The following is a 20,036-nucleotide window of genomic DNA, read 5'->3' on the forward strand; positions in this document are numbered from 1 at the left end:
TCCCCTCCAATTGCGCGCTTATTCAAAAGCGATCACCGCGCTCTAAGCAACCCTATTGCGACGCTTCTATGCCCAGCACATCCATCAGCGGGCCAAGATAGGCCTCGTAGCGCCGCCATTTCTCGACCGAGCTGCGATAGATCGGCTGCCGCACCTGCGTGATGCTCGCGGTTTTCACCCGACGCTTGGTCTGGTGGAAATTCAGGCAGGCCTCTTCCCATGGCAGATCACAATGCGCGAGCATGGCGCGGATATTGACCTCGGGATCTGCAACCATGGATTCATAATCCACAGTCAGGTAAGCGCCCTCGGGCAAAACCTTTTCCCAATGCGCCATCAGGCGTTGATACCCAAGGAAAAAGCGCCCCTGTTCGACCAGATCATAGCTTTGCAATTGGCTACGATCGAAATGGCGCGTGAAACAGGACAGGCAGATGTCCATCGCGCTGCGGCGTGTGTGAATGACCTTGGCATTCGGAAACAGAGCATGAATGACACCCAGCATGTGAAAATTGGCGGGCATCTTGTCGGTGACATGTGCGCTGTCCGGATCAACCGTGGCCAGCTTTTGCAGATAGGCCGTCAGCCGCTCTGCGATCTGAGCAGGCGTCATAGTGCGCAGGTTGGCGGGAAACCCGCCCTGCCCTTCCATCCCAAAGAGATGCTGCAGGTCGCCAAGTTCTCCAGCCCCGCTGACGGTGGAATGGCTGGCCAGAATGGTTTCCGTCATCGTCGTGCCAGAGCGCGGCATGCCCAGCACGAACATCGGCCGCAGGCTTGGATTGGCATAGGCGCGCAGGCTGTCGATGAACGCGGGCGTAAAGGTTGCGATAATTTCATCGACTTTGCGATCATAGGCATCGGCGTCATAGCTGATCGTGCCGCGTTTCAGTCGGGCCGCTTCGGCATATTGCGTGAAGGCCTCGTCGTAGCGTTTCAGCCCGTCATAGATGTCCCCCATGGCAAAGCGGTACGCCACTTGCCTTTGAACGGACATCTCTGAGGCCTCTGGCAACACCGCTTCCAGCGCCTGAAAGACCGCATCGTCCTCACTCTTGATCTTGGACACGCGGCTTAGGCCGACAAGTGCCGAGGTATCCTCCGGTTCAATCTCCAATGCCCTTTCAAAATAGGTCCGCGCGGTTTCACTCTCGCCATCCTCTAGCGCAAGCTGCGCGAGACCTTGCAAAGACGGCGTGAAATCAGGCGTCTGCTCCAGGGCTTTGTGATACCAGGCCGCGGTCTCCTGAGAGCTGCCGAGCTTGCTCACGGCAACCCCCATCTGGTGCAGCGCAAGGTCCGACGTCCCGTCGCACTCCAACGCCTTGGCCGCCATCCGCCGCGCCAGCTCTGGCTGGTTCTTTTCGACCATCACCTGAGACATGCCGGTGTAATTCCGCAGCTCCTCCGGGCTCTGCTGGATCGCACGCTGAAACGCGCGTTCAGCGGCATCCAATTCGCTGCGCGCCAGATGAATGCGCCCCTGACAGCGCAGGCCTTCCGCGTGGTTGGGATCCACCGAAAACAAGCTGGCCAGCGTAGACTGCGCCTCGGCCAGATTGTCGATCTCGATATAAAGCGTCGCCAGGTTCGCGAGCGTCTCTGCATTCTCCGGCTGAACTTCCAGCGCGCGGCGGTAGTAGCTGACGGCGGTGTCTGGGTCTTTTTCGTCCCGCGCGATACTGCCCAGATTGTTCAGAGACGCCAGATGGCGCGGCGCATGTTCCAAGGCTGTGTGATGCAACTCTTTCGCGCGATCCAAGTCACCCGCGTCGTAATGGGCAATGCCAAGGTTCGCGATCAAAGTGACAGTAGGAGACCCCTGCGCGAGGCCTGCTTCCCCGATCTGGATCGCCTCCTCCGTCTCGCCCGCTTGGCGGAACGTCTCGACCGCATTGGCACAGATTTCAGCATCCTTGGGGGCCGCTTTGACGGCCTCTCTAAGGGACGCCAGCGCGACCTCGGTCTGCCCCAAACGATAGGCCGCCAGCCCCTTGAGCTGAAGCGCCACCGCATGGGCAGGCAGTTTCGCCAAGATCTGATCACTCAGGTAGACAACGGCATTGAACTCCCCACGCTGAAAGTTCTGAACCGAAAGCGCAACCGCATCCTGTAGGGAAAGCTGTTTGGAGGTTGTGGGGGTGGTCATGGGTCGCCTCGGCTGCCTTAAAGTCATGGCCCGCAATCTGGCATTTTCCACGGTCAAGCTCCAGATCCTGCGCCCTATGGCGCCCAAATTCCGCCTATAAACATTTGAATTAACTCATAAACTTTCGGCCTAAATTGCCGTTTCACGCGAAACGAGTAATTGAATTCCCCTCTCGCACCCTTAGGCAGGGTTCTAGCGGATACCTAGCGGCTCGAAGACACGCGCCCAGGCTTTTGAGGAACGACAACAAATGAATAATAACCAACATCGGCATTCCGGCGGGCGCGTTACAAAGTGGAAAGGCAAGGTCGCAAGTATTGCACCGGCTTTGATGCTTGGGTCTGTATCGATCATTGCACTGTCCTCACCGGGCATCGCAGCCCCGTTTGGCGATGTCGACATTACCATCGCCGCCAATAATCCGATCACAGACAACCCGGTTTCCACCGCCATCATCGATATCAATGTTGCCGACTATACTAAGACACTCACGGTGGACGGCAATTTGACGGGCGTAGGAAACGGGGCCGCCATTGATTTTCAGCAAGACCTTTCAGGCACTGCGACAGTCAATGGCGATCTTTCCATGTCGGCCACTGGTACAGCCATCGGCGTCGACGTTCAGGGAGACGTGAAAGGCACGCTCACCAACACCGGCACGATCACAATGGACGTTTCCCATTCGGCCAGCAGCTCCGCCTATGCCGCAGGCCTGCGCGCCGCAAACGTCTCGGGGTCTCTGACCAATTCAGGTTCTCTTAGCATTCTTAGCTCCAGCACACTCAGCGCGACGGCTTCGGGCATCTATGCGAATACGGTTAACGCCGGCGGTACCGTCAACAACTCTGGCTCAATCGCTGTCGGAGCCTCTGCCTCAAGCAGCGCCGACGCCACTGGCCTCGGCTTCACAACCGTTAATGGTACTGTCCAAAACAGTGGCGAAATCATCGTCGGAGCCCTTGCGAGCTTTGCTTCTGCCACAGGTATTTACGCATCAACGATAGGCGCTACAGGTAGCCTTACCAATTCAGGCAACATCGCAGTGGCGGCCTCGGGGTCGTCCGCAAACGCCTACGGTATTCGGGCAACTGGAACCCTCAGCGGCCAGCTGTCGAATTCCGGGAACATCATCGCCGTCGGCTTGGCGTCCTCTTCCGCAAACGCCTACGGTATGCGTCTGGGCAGCATCGCGGGCGGAGCTTCCGTGACCAACTCTGGGGACATTATTGTTGGCGCTTTGGGAAGCACGGCGACAGGCTATGGCATCAGAGCGGGCGACACGGACGGCACCTTCAAAAACACCGGCACGATCCAGGTCGGCGCGGGTGGAACCTATTCATCTGCATCTGCCTATGGCATTCGTTTGGGCGAAATCGGCCGGACCAGCGCCAATGCATCCGTTGAAAACACGGGCGACATCACGGTCTACGCGGGTGGAAGTGCTGGAGGCTTCGGCTACGGTTTACAGATCGACCACGTCCACGGCACGTCAAAGGTCACGAATACCGGGAACCTTCTGATCACATTGACAGGCGACACGAGCGGTTGGGCAACTGGTGTTTCAGGTCGCACTTTGCAGGACAGTTCAAACTTTACAAACACAGGCGACATTACGATCACCGGCACCACGAAAAACCCAACCAGCGCGACCTGTACTGCCCCTTCACCAAGGCTTTGCCAAGGAAACCTGGGCGGTTCGGGAATGTACTTCGGCGGAACCAGTGTGGCTACCCCTAGCGGTATCAGTTTCCAAGCCGTTGAATCGGGCGCGAGCTTTAGCAACACAGGCAACATCACATTGTCCTTCGCAGGCCAAGGCCTGGCCGACGTGTCTTCCTACGGTATCTACGTGGCCGATACGCTCGGGACATTCAAAAACTCAGGCGACATCACTCTCAGTGCATCCGCACAGTCTGGCAGCGCCGATGCTACGGGCCTGAGCCTCGGCTTTATGCGCACGGGCGCAAGCGGTGAAAACTCGGGCAACATCACGATTTCCGTGAGTGCCGTCACCTCCGAAGTGAGCGCCAGCGGGCTTTACTTGCGGGGCGTTGAAACAGGGGCCAGCTTTGTCAACACAGGCAACATCTCGATTAATGCGACGTCGACGTCGGACTCAGCGAGTGGCACCGGTATTGGAGCGGGCGATGTGGCACAGGGCGGCACGTTCAGCAATTCCGGCAATATCACGGTCAAAGCCCATGCAGGTGGTACGGCTGGAGCCGAAGGCCTCTATCTTTCTGACATCGGCGGCACAGCGACGAACTCCGGCAACATCAGCCTTGACGTCAAAGCCGGGTCTTCCACCGCAAGTGCGCTGGGGCTCTACGTGCGCAGCATTACGTCCACAGGGGTCGTCGAAACCTCTGGCATCATCACCGTCAAAGCAGATGCAGTCACCTATTCTGGCTCTGCAGAAGGTCTGAGCGTTCTGTTTTTGGACGGCACAATGACCAACTCCGGCGACATTTCGGTCTCCGCAACAGCAAACTCATCGGCATATGCCTATGGTATGGATATAAACCGCATCGGCGGCACCATGAACTCAAACGGTAATATTACTGTCTCGGCCAATGGTGGCACAGCAGGAAGCACCGTCGAAGCGATTGGCATTCGTGTGCAAGACCACACAGGCACGCTCAACGTCACCGGAGACATCCTCGTCAGCGGCAATGGCACGAATTATGGCATTCACCTCGGCACCGGCTCTGGCACGCTGAACCTTGAAAGCAGCGCAAATATCGACGGAACGATCCGCGTGGCAGATCACACGGTCAACATGACCCATGTCGGCGAGGCCGCTGTCTATCGGTTTGAAGATGCCAATATCGATCCATCAACCGGCGGTGGGTTCGCGACGGCCACAAGCAACGCGAATTGGATCTGGGTGACGACCGCCGAAGGCACCGCCGCGCCGACTTATGCGGCCGTCAACACCACAGATTTCTCCAGCGGCACTAGCACGACCCAACTGGCGGGCGCGATCGGAGATACTCTGGCCGCGGAACTGGCAGAGCTGTCCACCGGCGAAACCACACGCTTGGACCTGACCGCTTCGGCGCAGCGTATTCAAGGCTATGCGGGCGCGTCTCTGTCGACCTTCAAAAGCGCTTCAACGGATGTGAATATGGGCCTCATTCAAGGTGGCTCGATGATGACATCGCAAAGCGGCAACCGCTTTGGCCTTGGGCTGAGCGTCATTGACTATAACGGGCGCGACGGCAGCACGGCTCTGGACGCACGCGGCGCGGCGCTGAGCGCGACTTATCTGGCGACGTTGGGCGGCATGGATCTTGGGTTCGGTCTCAGCTATGGCGCAATCCAGACAGACTCGGCGCGGACCGTGGGCGGCAGCCCCGATGCGCTTGCAAGTTTCGGCGGCGATTTCGCGACAGCGAGCTTCTCGGCCAGCCGGGAATTTGATGTTGGCGGCGAAGGCGTTCTGACAGGCTTTGGCAAGGCCCTTGTCGGTCAGCAAAAGGTGGATGGCTACACAGAGACAGGCTCTCTGGCCAATGCAACCGTTGGCGCGCAGACCGTGAACTTCCACCAATATAGCCTCGGTGCAGAATACCGTGTGCCACAGCCTGATGGCGTATTCACTGCCTCCGTCGAAGCGGTTCGCACGGAATCCTCGAATGCAGGCGGCTTCCAGCTGAGCGTGCTTGGCTCTGGCCTCACTGGTGGCGCGACCTCGGTCAGCGATACCTACGCCAAAGTCAGCTTCGGCCTCGATCAGGATATGGCGAACGGAGGCCTGCTGTCGCTGGGCATGGCGACCACTTTCTTTGGCGACACGACACAACAGTCTGTATCCGCGAAATATACCTTCGATTTCTAAGACCACACCACGCGACAAAAGAAGGGCGTCGGATGTTTCCGGCGCCCTTTTTATTTTGGGGCCTAAGCCCCCTGCCCCACGACCAGAAAAATCAGCGTCGCCAGTCCCCACAGCAGCATCTGGTAATGCGTGTTCTGCGCGCCCTCATGGCAGAACCAATAGCAAAACCAATTGCCCGCAATCAGGAACCCCGCCCAGATCGTCGTGAAGCTCATAACACCCAAGAGCGCAAAAACAGGCGCCGTTTCTGTACCCAGAAACAAGCTGATCGCACCGGTCCAGAGCAGAACCGTCGCCAAGAGTTCCGCGCTGACAATCAGGTAAAACAACCCGTGCTGCACCCGCTTGTTCGCAATCCGTCTATGCTGGACGTCCGCATAGACCTCGGGATAGACCTCTCGAAGGCGCGCCAGATCCAACACCTCGCTTGTGAACACGCGGTTGATGTCCGGATGGCGGATGTTCTCGTAAACTCCAATCGTCAGCCAAGCCGCCAGAAAGCTCACAGCCAGCGCCTGACAGAGGGTCAGAAACGTCGCAAAGTCGATCACAGCTCACCCCCGTCGCTTGAAAGGCGCATGTCTGTCACGCCATCGCTGTCGGTCATGGAACAACAGATGCTGGACAGGGTGCGTGGCTGCTCATAAGGCCAGGGCGTGCCCCGATGCAGCACGGCGCGCTGGTCCCAGATCAGAACGTCGCCTACGTCCCAGCTATGGGAATATGTGAAGGCGGGTTGGGTGCAAAATTCCATCAGCTCGTCCAACAGTGCCACAGATTCTGCGTCGCTCAGGCCATCCACTTTATAGGCGTGCGACGCGATATAGAGCGACTCTTGCCCATTCACCGGATTGGTCCAGACGGACTTCCAATGGGTTGCAGGCCATTTGTGAAACATCGGGTGTTTGGCCAGCTCTGGCGAGATTTTGGCGCGTGATACGGAATAATGATGCCAGATCCCACGGTCCTGAATGCGCGACTTCAGATCTTGCGGCATCGCGGCCCAAGCTGCACGGGTCGAGGCCAGCTCGGTCGCGCCTCCCTCAGTTGTCACCACCCGTGCGGTCAGAATATTTGTCAGCGCCGGGGTCGGCATGAAGGTGCTGTCAGAATGCCAGAGAAAGTTTGATTCCAGATGCAGCTTATGCATCCCGTCGTCCCCCTTCAGGGAACTGTCCGAGGCGACATTGGTGACTTTGGGGATCTCAAAGACCTCGCCTTTCTTGCGCTCGTCCGCCTTGCGATCCTCAATCGGCCCAAAGGCCAGAGCCAGTTCCATATGCGCCGCATCATCGAAATCCTGCCGCCGGAACAACAGAGCGGAATGTTCCTCAAACAAGGCACGCAGATCGCCGAAATGCCCCGAAGACACCACGTCCTTAAGCGCGATTCCCGAGACTTCTACACCGAAAGACGGCGTCAGTGGTTTGGTTTGAAACTGGGTCATTCTGAGGCCTCCACGGATTTGGCTTCGATCTCTTCGGGGCTGAGGTCTTTGACGATGGGCCAGGCCACGGACTTGGCGCTGTTCAAAAGCCCCTTTGGATCCATGCGTTTCTTCCACGCCAGATGGCTGTAGTCCGCGCTATGCAAGCCGCCCCGTTCCACAAGATTACTATGGGCGTCATAGACCGCAAAGCCGTGGCGTTCATAAAGCGCATTCAGCTCCGCCAGACGCTCGGGCGTCGAATACCATATGATCGGCAGGTCGATCGACACGACCTCTCCGTTCAGGCGATAGAACTCGTGATGCGTCCAGACCTCTTCGCCAAGGTCCTGCCGCAACCGCGCAATCGCCGCGGCATCGCTGGCCACAGGCACGCCGATTTGCTGATAGGTCGCGCTGCGATCTGATTTCAGCACCTGAAGCGTGGTGTGGTTGTAGCAGAACTCAAAGGCATGCGGGATCGACTTGGACTCGCGCTCGGTGTCGTCCATGGCAAGGTCGACCACGCCTCCGCCTGCTTCGGCCATCTGGGTGAAGGTGGCCAGATCTTCACGCGGCACATAGCTGACGACTAACTCTTTGCCCGCCCGCACATGACCTTTCAGGCGTGGGAAGTAATCCACGATCCGCGCATCGACGACGCTGACAAGCTTGGGTGCGATATGGTCTGTTGTCGCCAAAGCGTAGGCTGTCGCGTAGGCGGTCTCATAATCCTCGAATGTTACCATAGCGGCGATCCAATCGCGGGTTGGCACAGTACGAAGCGTGACTTCGGTGATGACGCCGTTCAGCCCCCAGGCATGGTGGATCTTCATCACGTCAGTCCCAGTAAACACGCGTTCTTGGGGGCTGGCCTCGACGCTCATCGCCGACAGAGCCATCAGGTTCCCCGCTTCGCGCAAAGCGCCCGTCGCCAGCGACCCGATCCCGACGGACCCCCCCGCCACAAATCCGCCAATGGTGGCGATGTCCTTGGTAGAGGGGAACATGGCCATTTCCTGCCCCGTCGCCAAAAGGGCCTCGTTGATGTCCTTCATCAAAGCGCCCGCCTGCACGCGCACAAAGCCCTCTCCGATCTCTAGGATTTCGGACATTCTGGTCATATCGAGGATCAACCCGCCCTCAACCGGAACCGCCTGCCCGTAGTTCCCAGTGCCGCCGCCACGAATGACAACCGGCACCTCGGCGGCAAAGGCTTCGCTCAGGCAGTGTGCCAGCTCTTGGGTGGTCTTCGGAAGCGCCACCAGATCTCCAAAGCACCGCTTGAGCTGGTCATTCAGGATCGGGCTGTACCAAAAGAAATCGCGAGAGCGTTTCTTGATCAGGACAGGCTCGTCAATCACTTCAACAGGCGCGAGCCTTTGGGCGAAGGCGGCCCAGTCAATCGTCGTTTTTCCAGATATGGAACTCATGTCTTAGCTCCTTTGAGGGCATCGCGCAAAGGCGCGGGTGTGGTGTGTGATGTGATGAAATTCGCAACAGAAGCCACGTCATAGATCAGCAGATCCTTGACGTCCGTCTGATCGATCCAGCTTGGGCTAAATCCCATCGCTTGCTCTGAAGTTGTTGTTATCATTGGAAGATAACTCCCAAACGGCGGATCCAGATGCGCGACAGACACGGCAAGGTCCAGCGCCGAGCGCGGATCAAACCGCCCCAGAGGAAAGAACGCATCCTCGACATTGTCTGTACCGACCACAACCGGCACACCGCCGGCTTGCAAGGCCCGCACGGGGGCCATGCCGCGCCCCATAGGATCTCCCCGCCCCTGCAAATAGAGGTTGGTCGTTGGCAAAACCGCAATCGTGATCCCAGCCCGCGCCAGCTTGTCGATGATGCGCGCGCGATCTGCTTCGGGTTTGGTGGCGAGGTTGCAGGCATGCCCGCAGAGAACCGGCCGATCCAGCCGAAATGTCAAAGCAGCATCGGCGATCAATTCTAGCCCGTGAAAGCTGGCGTCCAGGGTTTCATCCACGTGGAAATCCAGAGCCAGATCATGGTCCTTCGCCACAGCAAAGGCATTCTCAATCCCCTGCGCCTGCTCGGCTTGCCCAAACACAAACGCCCCGAGAACCTTGGAAGAGGCAGCACAGACCCGCGCAATGGCGTCGGCTGCTGCCCGGTCGGCCAGATCCTCAATCGATACCAAAGGCGCGAGCTGAATCTCGGCTTGGCCGCGAAACGCCTCGGCAACCTCGGCCAAAACGTGCCATGCCAGGGGCGGCGTGGCTGCATCCGGGCCATAGGACCAATCGACGTGGGTTCGCAGCCTGCGGCAGCCAGAGGCCAAAAGGTTGCCCACCGCACGTGTCGAACGTTGGCGGATATCCCCTGCGGTCCATCCAGCCCGATCCAGCGCCTGTGCCTCAATCGCGGCACTCAGGTCGCCGCCTTGGTAGGACAGGCGAGAGAAAGTGAAACACTTGTCCAAGTGGACGTGACATTCTGCCAGAGGCGGCATCACCAAGCGGGGTGGATGCGTCTGTGTGGGCTCGGTCAGCCCGATGATCCGCCCGTTTCGGACCGTGAGGTCTCCGTTCAGGCAATCGCCGACGGACTGGCCGCCCAGCCGGTCAGGATCGCGCAACAGGCTTTTCGGCAAGAGCGCGTTGGCGAAACTCAGAGCCTCAGTCATCTTGGGCCTTGCGATGATCGAAACGGGCAAAATTCGCGAGGAAGTCGGCAAAGCCCTTGCCCGCACTGTCCAGCAACGCCTGCCCTTTTTCCGCCGTCGCCGCAGCCGCGTTCCCACAGGCGCCGCTGTCAGACAGATCCCCGATGATCCAGCCTGGCCGCGCGGGCTGGCCCGCCAGACCGATCTGCGGATGACTCTCCGCCCAACCCTCCATCGCAGGGCGGAAGTCCTGTGCTTTGCGCATGTCCACCAGATGCGGTTTTAGCGCGAGCATCGGAGATGTCTCACTGTCGCCCGCGTGGATGTCATGTGCGAGGGATGCCTGATCAATCACGCCCTCATAGTCCGCAAAGCCAAACCACGAGGCGTGCACCACAATCATATCATGCGCGATGCGCAGATCCCGCGCGATGATCTCAAGAACCGCCGTATTGCCGCCGTGCCCGTTAAACAGCACGAGCCGCCGCACCCCTGCGCGTGCCAGCGACGCGCCAATATCGCGCAACACCGCCATCAGAGTGTCCGCCGTCAGGCTGAGCGTGCCGGGAAAGCGGTCATGCTCGCCGGATTTGGTCACAGTGAGGGCTGGCAGCACCAGAACGTTCTGCGCAGGGTTAAGCGCGGTTAGCATCCGCGAAGCCACCCCTGTGATCAGATCCGTGTCGACAGAGACCGGCAGATGCGGCCCATGTTGCTCGGTCGCACCAATCGGCAGGACCGCCACCAGATCCTCTGGCAGGTCCGCAAAATCCGGGGCCTTCAGGTCAGCCCAATAGCCCTGCACACTCATGGGGCGGCCCGAAAGCTGGCAGCAAAATAAATCCGGAGATCCGGCACGTGGTCACGCGTCTTCATATCGTCCTCCTTGACGAAAAAGATATTGCGTGGCCCTTTGGAAGCATCCGTGCCAGAGATGCGCCAAGGCTGACAAAAACGCAGCAAAGGGGCAAGAGGAAATTTCAAAGAGGCCTAAACGATATGAAAAGCCTGGTTCCGTCCAACATCCGCCCTCCCTTTGCCCGTTATGCGCATGGGGTCGAAATTCCTGCGGGCTGGCGGATCGTTCAGACCTCTGGCCAGCTCGGGATAACGGCTGAGGATGACATTCCAGAAGATGCGTTTGATCAGGCCGTGATCTGTTTTGAAAACATCCGCGCCATTCTGAAAGAGGCGGGTATGACCCCGGGAGACGTGGCGCATATCTCAGCCTATGTCACCGACCGCGCTCATATGGCGGGATATATGCAGGCCCGAGATCAATTCAAGGCAGATGTCGAGCGTTTGCCCAGTTCCACACTCTTGATTGTCTCGGGATTCACCCGCCCAGAGTTCAAGGTCGAAGTCGAGGTTCTGGCGGCCGCGCCTTAGAACACGCGATTTCTCGCCGCGTGATTTGCGCCAAAACCTTTGATATATAAGGAAAAATGGTGCCCCCACACGGACTCGAACCGCGGACCCACTGATTACAAATCAGTTGCTCTACCAGCTGAGCTATAGGGGCACTGGAGCGTCGTTTAATCAAAGCTTTCCGCCGACGCAAGAGGGATTTATCACGATCCGTCACAAGAGTTGACGAGACCCAAGTTGACAGCTGTCAACCGCAGGGCTTCAAGCAGCCTCCCCTGCCCTATGGCCGGTATCCGGCAGCAAGGCACGCAGCATGGGCCAGACGTGGAACTCTCCGCTTTCGGCGCGTTTCGTCAGATGGCGCAGATAGCCGCCTGGGTTTCGGATCGTATCGATCTTTTGCAGCATACAGGCCAGCGTTAAAGCCGCCTGATCCGCGCCCATGATCCGCATGGCACGCTGCCAGACCTCTGAGGTGATTCCCATCATCCCGTGCAATCGATGCGCGGTTTCGACCAGATCGTGGTTATGCGCCAGCCCTTCGATGGCATATGGCAAGATATCTGGGCAGGCTTGCTTGATCACCCCAATCGGGACGTTGGTTGGGGCCGCAGGTTTTTCATCCTGCGCTGTTTTCTCTGCGATTTCAGATTCTAATTTATTTTTATTTGAATTCTGTATGTGCCGCTCATTTTGATCGTCACAGGCGCTCGTTTCTTCTGGTTTTGGGGGTGTCGGTGTCAGGATATCCGTCAATTCATCCACAGAGGCGCTGAGGGCCTCACAGAGAGCATTTAGCTGGTCGACCCCGAGCTTGCGGCGCAATTGGGCTTGAGAGGCGTTGAGGGCGGCCTCCAGGGCCTCCCACGGACCTTCAATGCCGTTGAGCTTGGCAAATTCCAAAAGCTTCCAGGCGTCGCGTTTCAGCAGCATGGCTTTTTCGCGCAGAGCATGGATCTCTTCGGCGCGGTGATGCGCGTCTTGCGCGGCCATCGCGATCCGGTCTGCGTTTTGTACCAGAGGGGTTAGATCGAACCCAAAGGCGCGGGTGATGTCTTTGCCGCGACGCACTGCATAGCGTTTGCCGTTCGGGCTGTCGTGGCGCGCAATCAGTCCGGCTTTCACGAGGAGAGCCAGATTTCGACGCAGCGTGCTTTCGGGCATGCCATGGGCGCGGGTGGCGAGCGTTCGGTTGGATGGGAAGACCACAAGGCCGTCTGTGCCCAGCTCTGCCGATTTGTGAAAACTTAACAGGGCTTGCAGTACCACAAGGGCAGACCGGTTCAGGCCAAAGTCCTGCGCGGCCGTCGTCAGGTTTCGCAGAACCTCCCATTTGTTCACGAGGGGTAGGGGGCGATCCTCGCGCATCTGGGCGACCTGTTTCATCAGGCCAGCCGTCACCGGCTGCCGCCCGAAAGGCGTCATTGTCAAAGCTTCCATAAATTTTCACGAGACAAAGATTTTTTGCCCGTCGGAGTCCGACGCCTGTTGACAGCTGTCAACGCGGGGCACTAGATTCGGAGGTGCTAAAACACGAATTAGGGCCTCTTGGGATTGATCCTCAGCGATTACTTTCCGAGGGGCTTTAATTTTTCTCCGTCTTGGTCGTGCCTCCGTTCTGCTCGTTGCTCATCCAAAGGGGCAAGGGGGTCCCCTGCCCTATTCTCCAGTCTGATTTTTCCAGCTCTGGTGAATCTCCGTCAGGTTGTCCGCTAGCCAGCGATCAAAGCCGCCGTCTGCTTTCAACGTCATCGTCATTTTGCCGCCAGCCCATTTCGCGGTGGCAAGCTCTGCGCCGCTCTCGTCCTTGACCGTGGCGGCTTCGATCTTGGGGGCCGTCTTCGGTTTCCTCATCCGGGCTTCAAGCGATTCAAGCAGCGCTTTGAAGCGGTGGTCCGAGGACATTTCGGCGTCGATCAGGCCAATCGCGTCCTCAGCCGCAACGCTGGTGCGATCCATCGCGTCTTTCAGCGCGAGCCAGCGATCTCGACCCACAGAGGGGGCAGGGCCGATGGCCTCGATCAAAGCCACAGGGATCACATCCGCCACCGACAACATCCGAGAGATCACGGTCTTGTCCACATGCAGCGCGTCGCCGATGACTTTGCGGTCATAGCCACCGTCCCGCATCTGACGGGCGAAATTCGCGCGTTCGATGAAGGTCAGGTCCTTGCGGGCGGTGTTCTCTTGGCCTTGGGCAAGGATCAACGCGCGGTCGTCCAGATCGCGGATCAGCGCTTTGACCTGCAGCCCCAGCTCTTTGATCGCGCGCAGACGGCGGCGGCCATAGACGACCTGATAGCGTTCCGGATAATTCGGGTTCGGGCGCAGAAGCACCGGCACTTGCTGACCATACTCGCGGATCGACTCCACGAGGGCGGCATGATCCGCGTCATCCTCTTCCAACCGGTCCGCAACACCGGCAGCATCCACCATCCGAGGATCGACCTCGATCACCGAGCGCGCTTTCAACTCTTGGATCGACTGAGACACCGCCCCAATCGCCCCCTTGGTATATTTCGGCGTCGCCGTTGTCTTCGCTGGCGCGGGCGCGTCGCCCTTGGCCTCATCCATCAGACCTTGCAACAGGTTCTTCCGTGCCATCAGCTACGCCCCCATGCTTGCTGCACCAGCGCTTCGATCTCGCCATTCACCGCGTTCAGGCTTTCCATCGCGCGGTCATAGGTGCTGCGTGTGAACTGAGATTTCTCGACCTCGTAGAGGGTCTGCTTGGTGATCCCCGCATCCGAGATCGCGGTGGATTTCAACACCGGATGGTTCAACACGTGATCGCCAAACATCGAGCGCATGAAGCTCACCATCTGGTTCTGCGGCCCATCACCGGGCTCGTATCGCGTCACCACATAGCGCATCCAGTCATACGACATGTCTCCGCCAGCCTCGGCCACAACCCCCAAAAGGTTAGATGTCATCAAGAGGAACTGGCACATGGACATCACATCCAGCATTTGCGGATGGACGGTCACAAGAACGGCAGTGGCGGCACTTAATGCGCTCATGGTCAGGAACCCCAGTTGAGGAGGGCAGTCCATGACCACAACGTCATAATCTGCCTCGATCTGACCTAAGACGTCGCCAACCCTGGTAAAGAAAAGGTTACCGGTGCGTTCCGAAATGGCCCGAGGGGTCTCATGTTCGAATTCCATAAGGTCCAGGTTGCCAGGGATGATATCGAGGTTGGTGAAATATGTGTTTTGTATAATGCTCTCGACGGGAACTGGGTCCTCATATCGGATCGCATCATAGAGGGTTCCGCCGTCCAAGAGGTCAAATTCCGGTTGGAATCCATGCAGGGCGCTGAAGCTCGCTTGAGGGTCCAGATCAATGGCCAAAACGCGATACCCATCCAGCGCCATCTTCTGCGCGAGGTGGGCCGAGGTGGTGGTTTTACCCGATCCGCCCTTGAAGTTGATCACGGTGATCACCTGCAGATGGTCGCCTTCGCGGCGTCCAGGCAGGTAGGTGCCCGGAATTTTCGCCCCAATTTCAAGGAGTTCACGCAGATTTTGCACATCCTCAGGCGAATAATACCGACGCCCGCCGGCGCGGATCTCTGGTTCTGGGCCGCGGCCTTCCAAATGCAGTTTCCGCAGGTAGGCATCCTTAACGCCTAGCAGCTCCGCAGCTTCACCAGAAGTGAATTTTCTCAATTGTTTCCGAGCGTTAGGGGGAAACAACTGCTCACGATGCGCTTGCAGACGTTCTGACAAGCGCGCGGCGTGGTCTCCCACCAATACATCAATGCGTTCTTGGCCCGAGTTCATTCTGCCCTCTGTATTTTGGCCCGGTCTTGTTTTAGGTTGCCTCAAGTCGGGGTCGTTATTATCAGCTTCTGCCGTTTGTTACGGTTAAACCCGTTTTAAACAGTATTTTGCGTAATTATCTTTTGGGCAGGAGATTCTGGCAAGGGTTTTTTCCACAGGGCTGACTCGCAAAAGTTGCGCCCGATTTTGGCCAGATCGAAAAGTCGGCGATCAGGGTCTAAATTGAGGAATTAGAGCCTAAACCAGAGTCTAATGTGGGCACTAAACCGCGCCAGTTGACAGCTGTCAACCGCGCTGGTTTGCACGCTCAACGGCCAATTCAGCGACGCGCAGGACATCGGGGCTTAGCGGGTATTTCCCCGACTTTAGCTCCTTAAGCGACATCCAACGGGCGTCGGCCGCGTCATCCATCGCCGTCGGTTCACCGCTCTGATAGGCACAAAGCACGGCGGCAATCAGATAGTGATGCCCCTGCCCGACCACATCCACGCAAGTCAGATACTCCAAGGCCGCGGCTTCAACCGTGGTTTCCTCTCGCAATTCTCGCACCGCCGCGGCCTGAGCTGTTTCGCCAAATTCCACGTGGCCACCGGGAAAGCCCCAAAGCCCGCGTCCCGGGTCTTTGCCCCGTTGCGCCATCAGGAATTCTCCGTTGCGTAGGACAACGGCAATGGCGCCGACCTTGGGGATCTGCGTGCTCATTTGGCGTTGAAGGTGAAGAGAGTCTCACCCTCCAAAGTGTAGCCATCGATCAAGTCGCGGGCGGAGTCCGAAGTCAGCCAGCCCTCAAGCTGCGCCGCAGCCTCCGCGTTCACATGAGGAAAGGTTGCGACATTCACAGGCAGGTAAGCGTACTGATTAAACAACACCGGATCGCCTTCAAACAGGATCGCGAGGTCTCCTTTGTTGCCGAACTTCAGCCAGCTTGCCCGGTCGGTCAGGATATAGGCGTTCATCGCCGACGCCGTATTGAGGCTCGCTCCCATGCCCGCGCCCACCTCGCGATACCAGGCCGGATCAAATGCGTCAGGGTCCAGATCCGCCGCTGCCCAAAGCGCGCGCTCTTTCTTATGCGTGCCGCTGTCATCGCCACGCGACACATAGAGCGCGCCCGCGGCTTGGATCGCTGTCAACGCCTCGGCGGCCTGTGCAACGCCCGTTAAACCAGCGGGATCTTCGCTCGGTCCGACGATCACAAAATCATTGTACATGATCTCTGTGCGATGGGTGCCTGCGGGGCTTGCGACAAAGTCCTCCTCGGCGGATTTGCTATGCACAAGGATCGCATCCACGTCGCCAGAGGCCCCAAGGCGCAGCGCTTGCCCCGTGCCGACAACCAGCAAATGAACCTCTAGATCCAGATCGTCTTTGATCTCTGGCAAGAGAACGTCACTCAACCCAGAATTGTGAAATGAGGTGGTCACGGCCAGCGTCATCTCATCGGCTTGTACCGAGCAACCAAGCGTCAGCGACAGGGCGAGGGCTGTCCATTTCATGCAACAATATCTCCGGCAATAAAGGCTTTGGCCTCAGGTGTTTGGGGGGTCTCAAAAAACTGCGGGGCAGGGGTCTGTTCCAAAAGCTTGCCCTTGTGCAGGAACAAAACCTCACTCGCCAGCCTGCGCGCCTGCCCGTGGTCATGGGTCGCCATCACGATCCGCATGCCGTTCTTATGGGCGTCCAGCAAAAGGCTTTCGATCTCGCGGGTGGCCTGACCGTCCAGATTGGCGCAGGGCTCATCAAGCAACAGAACCTCAGGCTCTGTGATCAGCGCCCGCGCCAGAGCCATCTTCTGACGTTCCCCACCGGAAAGATCCGACGCCCGCTGCGCGGCCGCTTTGCTGAGGCCCACCACAGAGAGCCAGCCTTGCGCGGCCGCCTGTGCCTCGCGTTTTGATAGGCCTCGCAGGGTCAGAGGATAGGCGACGTTGTCCAGAACAGTGCGGCGCATCACGACCGGGGTCTGAAAGACGAAAGCCTGCCGTTTCAGCGCCTCGGTTTCAGGCACGGCCCAGGTGCGGGTGCCGCCTCTGACGCGCTCCATCCCGTGCAATGTCTTAAGCAAGGTGGATTTGCCCGCGCCATTGGGGCCCATGACGATGGTAAAGCCCTCAGGCGCAAGGGTCAGGTCCAGCGGGCCCAGCAGGCATTTGCCGGACCTGCGCACCTCGACGCCATCTAAGTTAATGGGGTATATTGCTACCATCGCCCACGCACCTCGGTCTGGCTGAGGCTATGGATCAGCAGGTTGACGATGATCGCAAGGAAGATCAGCACAAAGCCTAACCCAAGCGCCAGCGCGAAATCGCCCTTGCCGGTTTCCAGAGCAATCGCAGTGGTCAGAACCCGCGTCACATGGTCAATATTGCCGCCCACAATCATGATCGCCCCGACTTCGCCAATACCGCGGCCAAAGCCTGCGAGCGCGGCCGTTAACAAAGCCCGCCGACCGTCCCAGATCAGCGTCCGCATGCGCTGGCCGCGCGTGGTGTTCAGGGAAATCAGCAGGTCATGGTACTCCGCCCACAGCTCTCGGATCGCCTGATGGGCAATCGAGGCCACCAAGGGTGTGATGATGATCACCTGCGCAATGATCATGGCCGTGGGCGTGAACAACAGGCCGAAGACGCCGAAAGGCCCGGATCTGCTGAGCAAAAGGTAGACGATCAGCCCGACAACCACCGGCGGCAAACCCATCAGCGCGTTCAAAAGCGCAATGACTGACCGGCGATAGCGAAACCTGCGCACCGCCAGCCACGCGCCCATGGGTAACCCGATCAGCGCAGCAATCGCCACAGCCGTCAGGGTCACGTAGAGCGACCGAAGTGAGATTTCGAGCAGGTCCGCATCCAGCGTGACGATCAGCCGTCCCGCCTCGTAAAGACCCTGAAGAATATCGCCCATTTAGGTGGCAGCCCCTGTGACAACGTGGGTGGGTCTCAGCTTTAGACCCGCAAGGGCAGGGGAGGCCAGTGCAAAACCGACCGAATGGGCGCGAAATCAGCCTTTGGCGATGAAATCCAACGTGCGTTGCGCGAGCTCGGGGCCGACGTCTTCTTGCAGGAAATGGCCCGCACCCGGCAAAACCGCGTGATCCTGACCCTGCGTGCCCGGCAAGAGTTTCTGGAACACGCGCTCGACCCCCGCCATGATTCTATCATCCGCTCCAAAGAGCGTGAGGATCGGGATATTCAGGCCCATGAGCGTGGCCCAGGCCTGCCGGTTCGGCTCGGAGGCGGGGTTGTCGGGGCTTATGGGAACCAGCATCGGGAGCTGCCGCGCGCCGGCTTGATAGGAGGCGTCGGGGTAGGGGGCGTTATAGGCGGCGATCTCGGCTTCGGTCAGCTTAGAGGTGGTGCCCCCGTGGACGATGCGGCCTGCGTTGAAATGCTCGACGTCCTGAGAGTATGCGCGCCAGCCTAGGAAGGCTTCGCCCATCGGGTGGTCTCCGGTCGGCAGGGCTGTGTTGGCCACAACGATCCGCGCAAAACGGGAGGGGTTCAGGGCCACAAGCCGCAAGCCGATGAGGCCGCCCCAGTCCTGACAGACCAGCGTGATGTTTTGCAGATCCATCTGCGCAAGCCAGTCGTTCATCCACATCACATGGCGCTGATAGGTGTAGTCAGAGCGTTCCGTCGGTTTGTCGGATTTGCCAAAGCCGATCAGGTCCGGGGCGAGGGCGCGATGGCCTGCTTTGGCGAAGATCGGGATCATATGGCGATAGAGGTAAGACCAGCTCGGCTCGCCATGCAGCATCAGGACGGGGTTCGCGAAATCGGGCCCTTCGTCGACGTAATGCAGGCGGAGCTGACCGCCTTCGGTGTCAGGCACTTGGGCATAGTTTGGGGCGAAGGGGTAGTCGGGGAGGGCGGTGAAGCGGTCGTCGGGGGTGCGTAGGGATTTCATGAGAGCTCCTGTGCTGGTGCACATATGGTCTGTGCTTTGGGCCCATCTGTCTATGTTTTCCAAGAATTTCACGGCGTCAAAGCGCCTGCCACTTGCCAAAAATGTTCATTCGCACTAAATCGCGCATGAAACGAACATTCAAGCATGCGAGTCGCTATAAATGTCCCTCTCTGATCGCCAAGAAGAGATCCTTGATCTGATCCGCACCGAGTCGCGGGTGGAGGTCGACGACTTGGCGGCTCGATTTGACGTGACAACCCAGACCATCCGCCGCGATCTGGGCGAGATTTGCGACCGAGGTCTGGCAACACGGACCCATGGCGGGGCGCGGCAGCTCGTGTCGGCTGCGAGCTTTGCTTATGAGGACCGTCGTGCGCAGAACACCAAGGTGAAAGCGGCGATTGGGCAGAAGGCGGCGGCCCTCATCGCGGACCGCTCTTCGGTTATTTTGAACATCGGGACCACGACGGAACAGGTGGCAGCGGCTTTGACCGCGCATCAGGGGCTGACGGTGATTTCAAACAACATCAATATCGTCCACATCCTGCGCGAAGCCCGGCTTGCGAATATGATCATCGCAGGCGGCACTGTGCGCCAAAGCGATGGGGCGATTGTGGGGGCCGAGGCGGTGGAGTTCATCGGCAACTACAAGGCGGATTTTGCGGTGATCGGTGCGTCCTCGATGGATGCTGATGGTGCGATTTTGGATTTTGACGACCGAGAAGTCGCCGTCGCCCGCGCGATCCTCAAGAACGCGCGCACCAAGATCCTTGTGGTGGATCACACCAAATTCGACCGCTCCGCGCCGCATCGGATTTGCGATGTCGCAGATCTGGATGTGGTGATTATGGATCAAACCCCGCCCGAAAGTTTCATCAAAGCTGCCGATGCGGCTGGTACCGAGTTACTCATTCTGGACGCGTAAC

Annotated in this window: 17 protein-coding genes and 1 tRNA gene; 3 read left to right on the forward strand and 15 right to left on the reverse strand. The window is 58.7% G+C overall.

Annotated features, from left to right (window positions below; all coding sequences use genetic code 11):
• Positions 1–52: 52 nt before the first annotated feature.
• On the reverse strand, positions 53–2,149 hold the full coding sequence (locus WG622_RS16800) for a tetratricopeptide repeat-containing sulfotransferase family protein (RefSeq protein WP_339404571.1): 2,097 nt from the start codon (positions 2,147–2,149) through the stop codon (positions 53–55).
• Between the two features lie 250 nt (positions 2,150–2,399).
• Between WG622_RS16800 and WG622_RS16805 the strand changes: the two genes are divergently transcribed.
• The gene (locus WG622_RS16805; RefSeq protein ID WP_339404572.1) at positions 2,400–5,990 is read left to right on the forward strand and encodes a beta strand repeat-containing protein; all 3,591 of its coding nucleotides are present in this window, start codon (positions 2,400–2,402) and stop codon (positions 5,988–5,990) included.
• A gap of 62 nt (positions 5,991–6,052) precedes the next feature.
• Here the strand turns inward: WG622_RS16805 and WG622_RS16810 are convergent, their stop codons facing one another.
• The 5 genes from WG622_RS16810 to WG622_RS16830 are packed head-to-tail and all read right to left on the reverse strand — an operon-like array spanning position 6,053 to position 10,862.
• The gene (locus WG622_RS16810; RefSeq protein WP_339404573.1) at positions 6,053–6,541 is read right to left on the reverse strand and encodes a DUF2165 family protein; all 489 of its coding nucleotides are present in this window, start codon (positions 6,539–6,541) and stop codon (positions 6,053–6,055) included.
• Positions 6,538–7,437, reverse strand: a complete 900-nt coding sequence (locus WG622_RS16815) for a TauD/TfdA dioxygenase family protein (protein WP_339404574.1) — start codon at positions 7,435–7,437, stop codon at positions 6,538–6,540. The genes WG622_RS16810 and WG622_RS16815 overlap by 4 nt, the downstream gene beginning before the upstream one ends.
• Positions 7,434–8,849, reverse strand: a complete 1,416-nt coding sequence (locus WG622_RS16820; protein WP_339404575.1) for an FAD-binding oxidoreductase — start codon at positions 8,847–8,849, stop codon at positions 7,434–7,436. The genes WG622_RS16815 and WG622_RS16820 overlap by 4 nt, the downstream gene beginning before the upstream one ends.
• Positions 8,846–10,072: an amidohydrolase family protein gene (locus WG622_RS16825; RefSeq protein WP_339404576.1), complete on the reverse strand. Its 1,227-nt coding sequence runs from the start codon at positions 10,070–10,072 to the stop codon at positions 8,846–8,848. Before WG622_RS16825 ends, WG622_RS16820 begins: the two co-directional genes overlap by 4 nt.
• Positions 10,065–10,862 carry a creatininase family protein gene (locus WG622_RS16830; protein WP_339404577.1) on the reverse strand — a complete coding sequence of 266 codons (798 nt, stop codon included), beginning with the start codon at positions 10,860–10,862 and terminating at the stop codon, positions 10,065–10,067. Before WG622_RS16830 ends, WG622_RS16825 begins: the two co-directional genes overlap by 8 nt.
• Positions 10,863–11,050: 188 nt before the next feature.
• Between WG622_RS16830 and WG622_RS16835 the strand changes: the two genes are divergently transcribed.
• Positions 11,051–11,440 (forward strand): RidA family protein, encoded by a 390-nt coding sequence (locus WG622_RS16835; protein ID WP_339404578.1) that lies wholly within the window; start codon positions 11,051–11,053, stop codon positions 11,438–11,440.
• Between the two features lie 57 nt (positions 11,441–11,497).
• On the opposite strand, the gene WG622_RS16840 is transcribed toward WG622_RS16835, so the two are convergent.
• From WG622_RS16840 to WG622_RS16880, 9 genes are all read right to left on the reverse strand, one after another.
• Positions 11,498–11,573: transfer RNA gene (locus tag WG622_RS16840), tRNA-Thr, on the reverse strand.
• Positions 11,574–11,680: 107 nt separating this feature from the next.
• Positions 11,681–12,859, reverse strand: coding sequence for a plasmid replication protein RepC (gene repC / locus WG622_RS16845; protein WP_339404579.1), 1,179 nt, complete (start codon positions 12,857–12,859; stop codon positions 11,681–11,683).
• Between the two features lie 219 nt (positions 12,860–13,078).
• Complete coding sequence (repB, locus tag WG622_RS16850) at positions 13,079–14,023, reverse strand: plasmid partitioning protein RepB (RefSeq protein WP_339404580.1); 945 nt, start codon at positions 14,021–14,023, stop codon at positions 13,079–13,081.
• Positions 14,023–15,204 carry a plasmid partitioning protein RepA gene (gene repA / locus WG622_RS16855; protein ID WP_339404581.1) on the reverse strand — a complete coding sequence of 394 codons (1,182 nt, stop codon included), beginning with the start codon at positions 15,202–15,204 and terminating at the stop codon, positions 14,023–14,025. The genes repB and repA overlap by 1 nt, the downstream gene beginning before the upstream one ends.
• A 285-nt stretch (positions 15,205–15,489) precedes the next feature.
• Positions 15,490–15,906 carry an NUDIX hydrolase gene (locus tag WG622_RS16860; RefSeq protein WP_339404582.1) on the reverse strand — a complete coding sequence of 139 codons (417 nt, stop codon included), beginning with the start codon at positions 15,904–15,906 and terminating at the stop codon, positions 15,490–15,492.
• The gene (locus WG622_RS16865) at positions 15,903–16,700 is read right to left on the reverse strand and encodes an ABC transporter substrate-binding protein (protein ID WP_339404583.1); all 798 of its coding nucleotides are present in this window, start codon (positions 16,698–16,700) and stop codon (positions 15,903–15,905) included. Before WG622_RS16865 ends, WG622_RS16860 begins: the two co-directional genes overlap by 4 nt.
• Positions 16,697–17,410 carry an ATP-binding cassette domain-containing protein gene (locus tag WG622_RS16870; protein ID WP_339404584.1) on the reverse strand — a complete coding sequence of 238 codons (714 nt, stop codon included), beginning with the start codon at positions 17,408–17,410 and terminating at the stop codon, positions 16,697–16,699. Before WG622_RS16870 ends, WG622_RS16865 begins: the two co-directional genes overlap by 4 nt.
• Positions 17,404–18,108, reverse strand: a complete 705-nt coding sequence (locus WG622_RS16875; protein ID WP_339404585.1) for an ABC transporter permease — start codon at positions 18,106–18,108, stop codon at positions 17,404–17,406. The genes WG622_RS16870 and WG622_RS16875 overlap by 7 nt, the downstream gene beginning before the upstream one ends.
• 96 nt (positions 18,109–18,204) lie before the next feature.
• Complete coding sequence (locus tag WG622_RS16880) at positions 18,205–19,110, reverse strand: haloalkane dehalogenase (protein WP_339404586.1); 906 nt, start codon at positions 19,108–19,110, stop codon at positions 18,205–18,207.
• A 160-nt stretch (positions 19,111–19,270) separates the two neighbouring features.
• Here WG622_RS16880 and WG622_RS16885 point away from each other — a divergent pair, with 160 nt between their 5' ends.
• Positions 19,271–20,035, forward strand: coding sequence for a DeoR/GlpR family DNA-binding transcription regulator (locus tag WG622_RS16885; RefSeq protein ID WP_339404587.1), 765 nt, complete (start codon positions 19,271–19,273; stop codon positions 20,033–20,035).
• Position 20,036 lies beyond the last annotated feature (1 nt).

It is taken from the genome of Cognatishimia coralii, assembly GCF_037478305.1.
In the GTDB taxonomy this organism is placed as follows: domain Bacteria; phylum Pseudomonadota; class Alphaproteobacteria; order Rhodobacterales; family Rhodobacteraceae; genus Cognatishimia; species Cognatishimia coralii.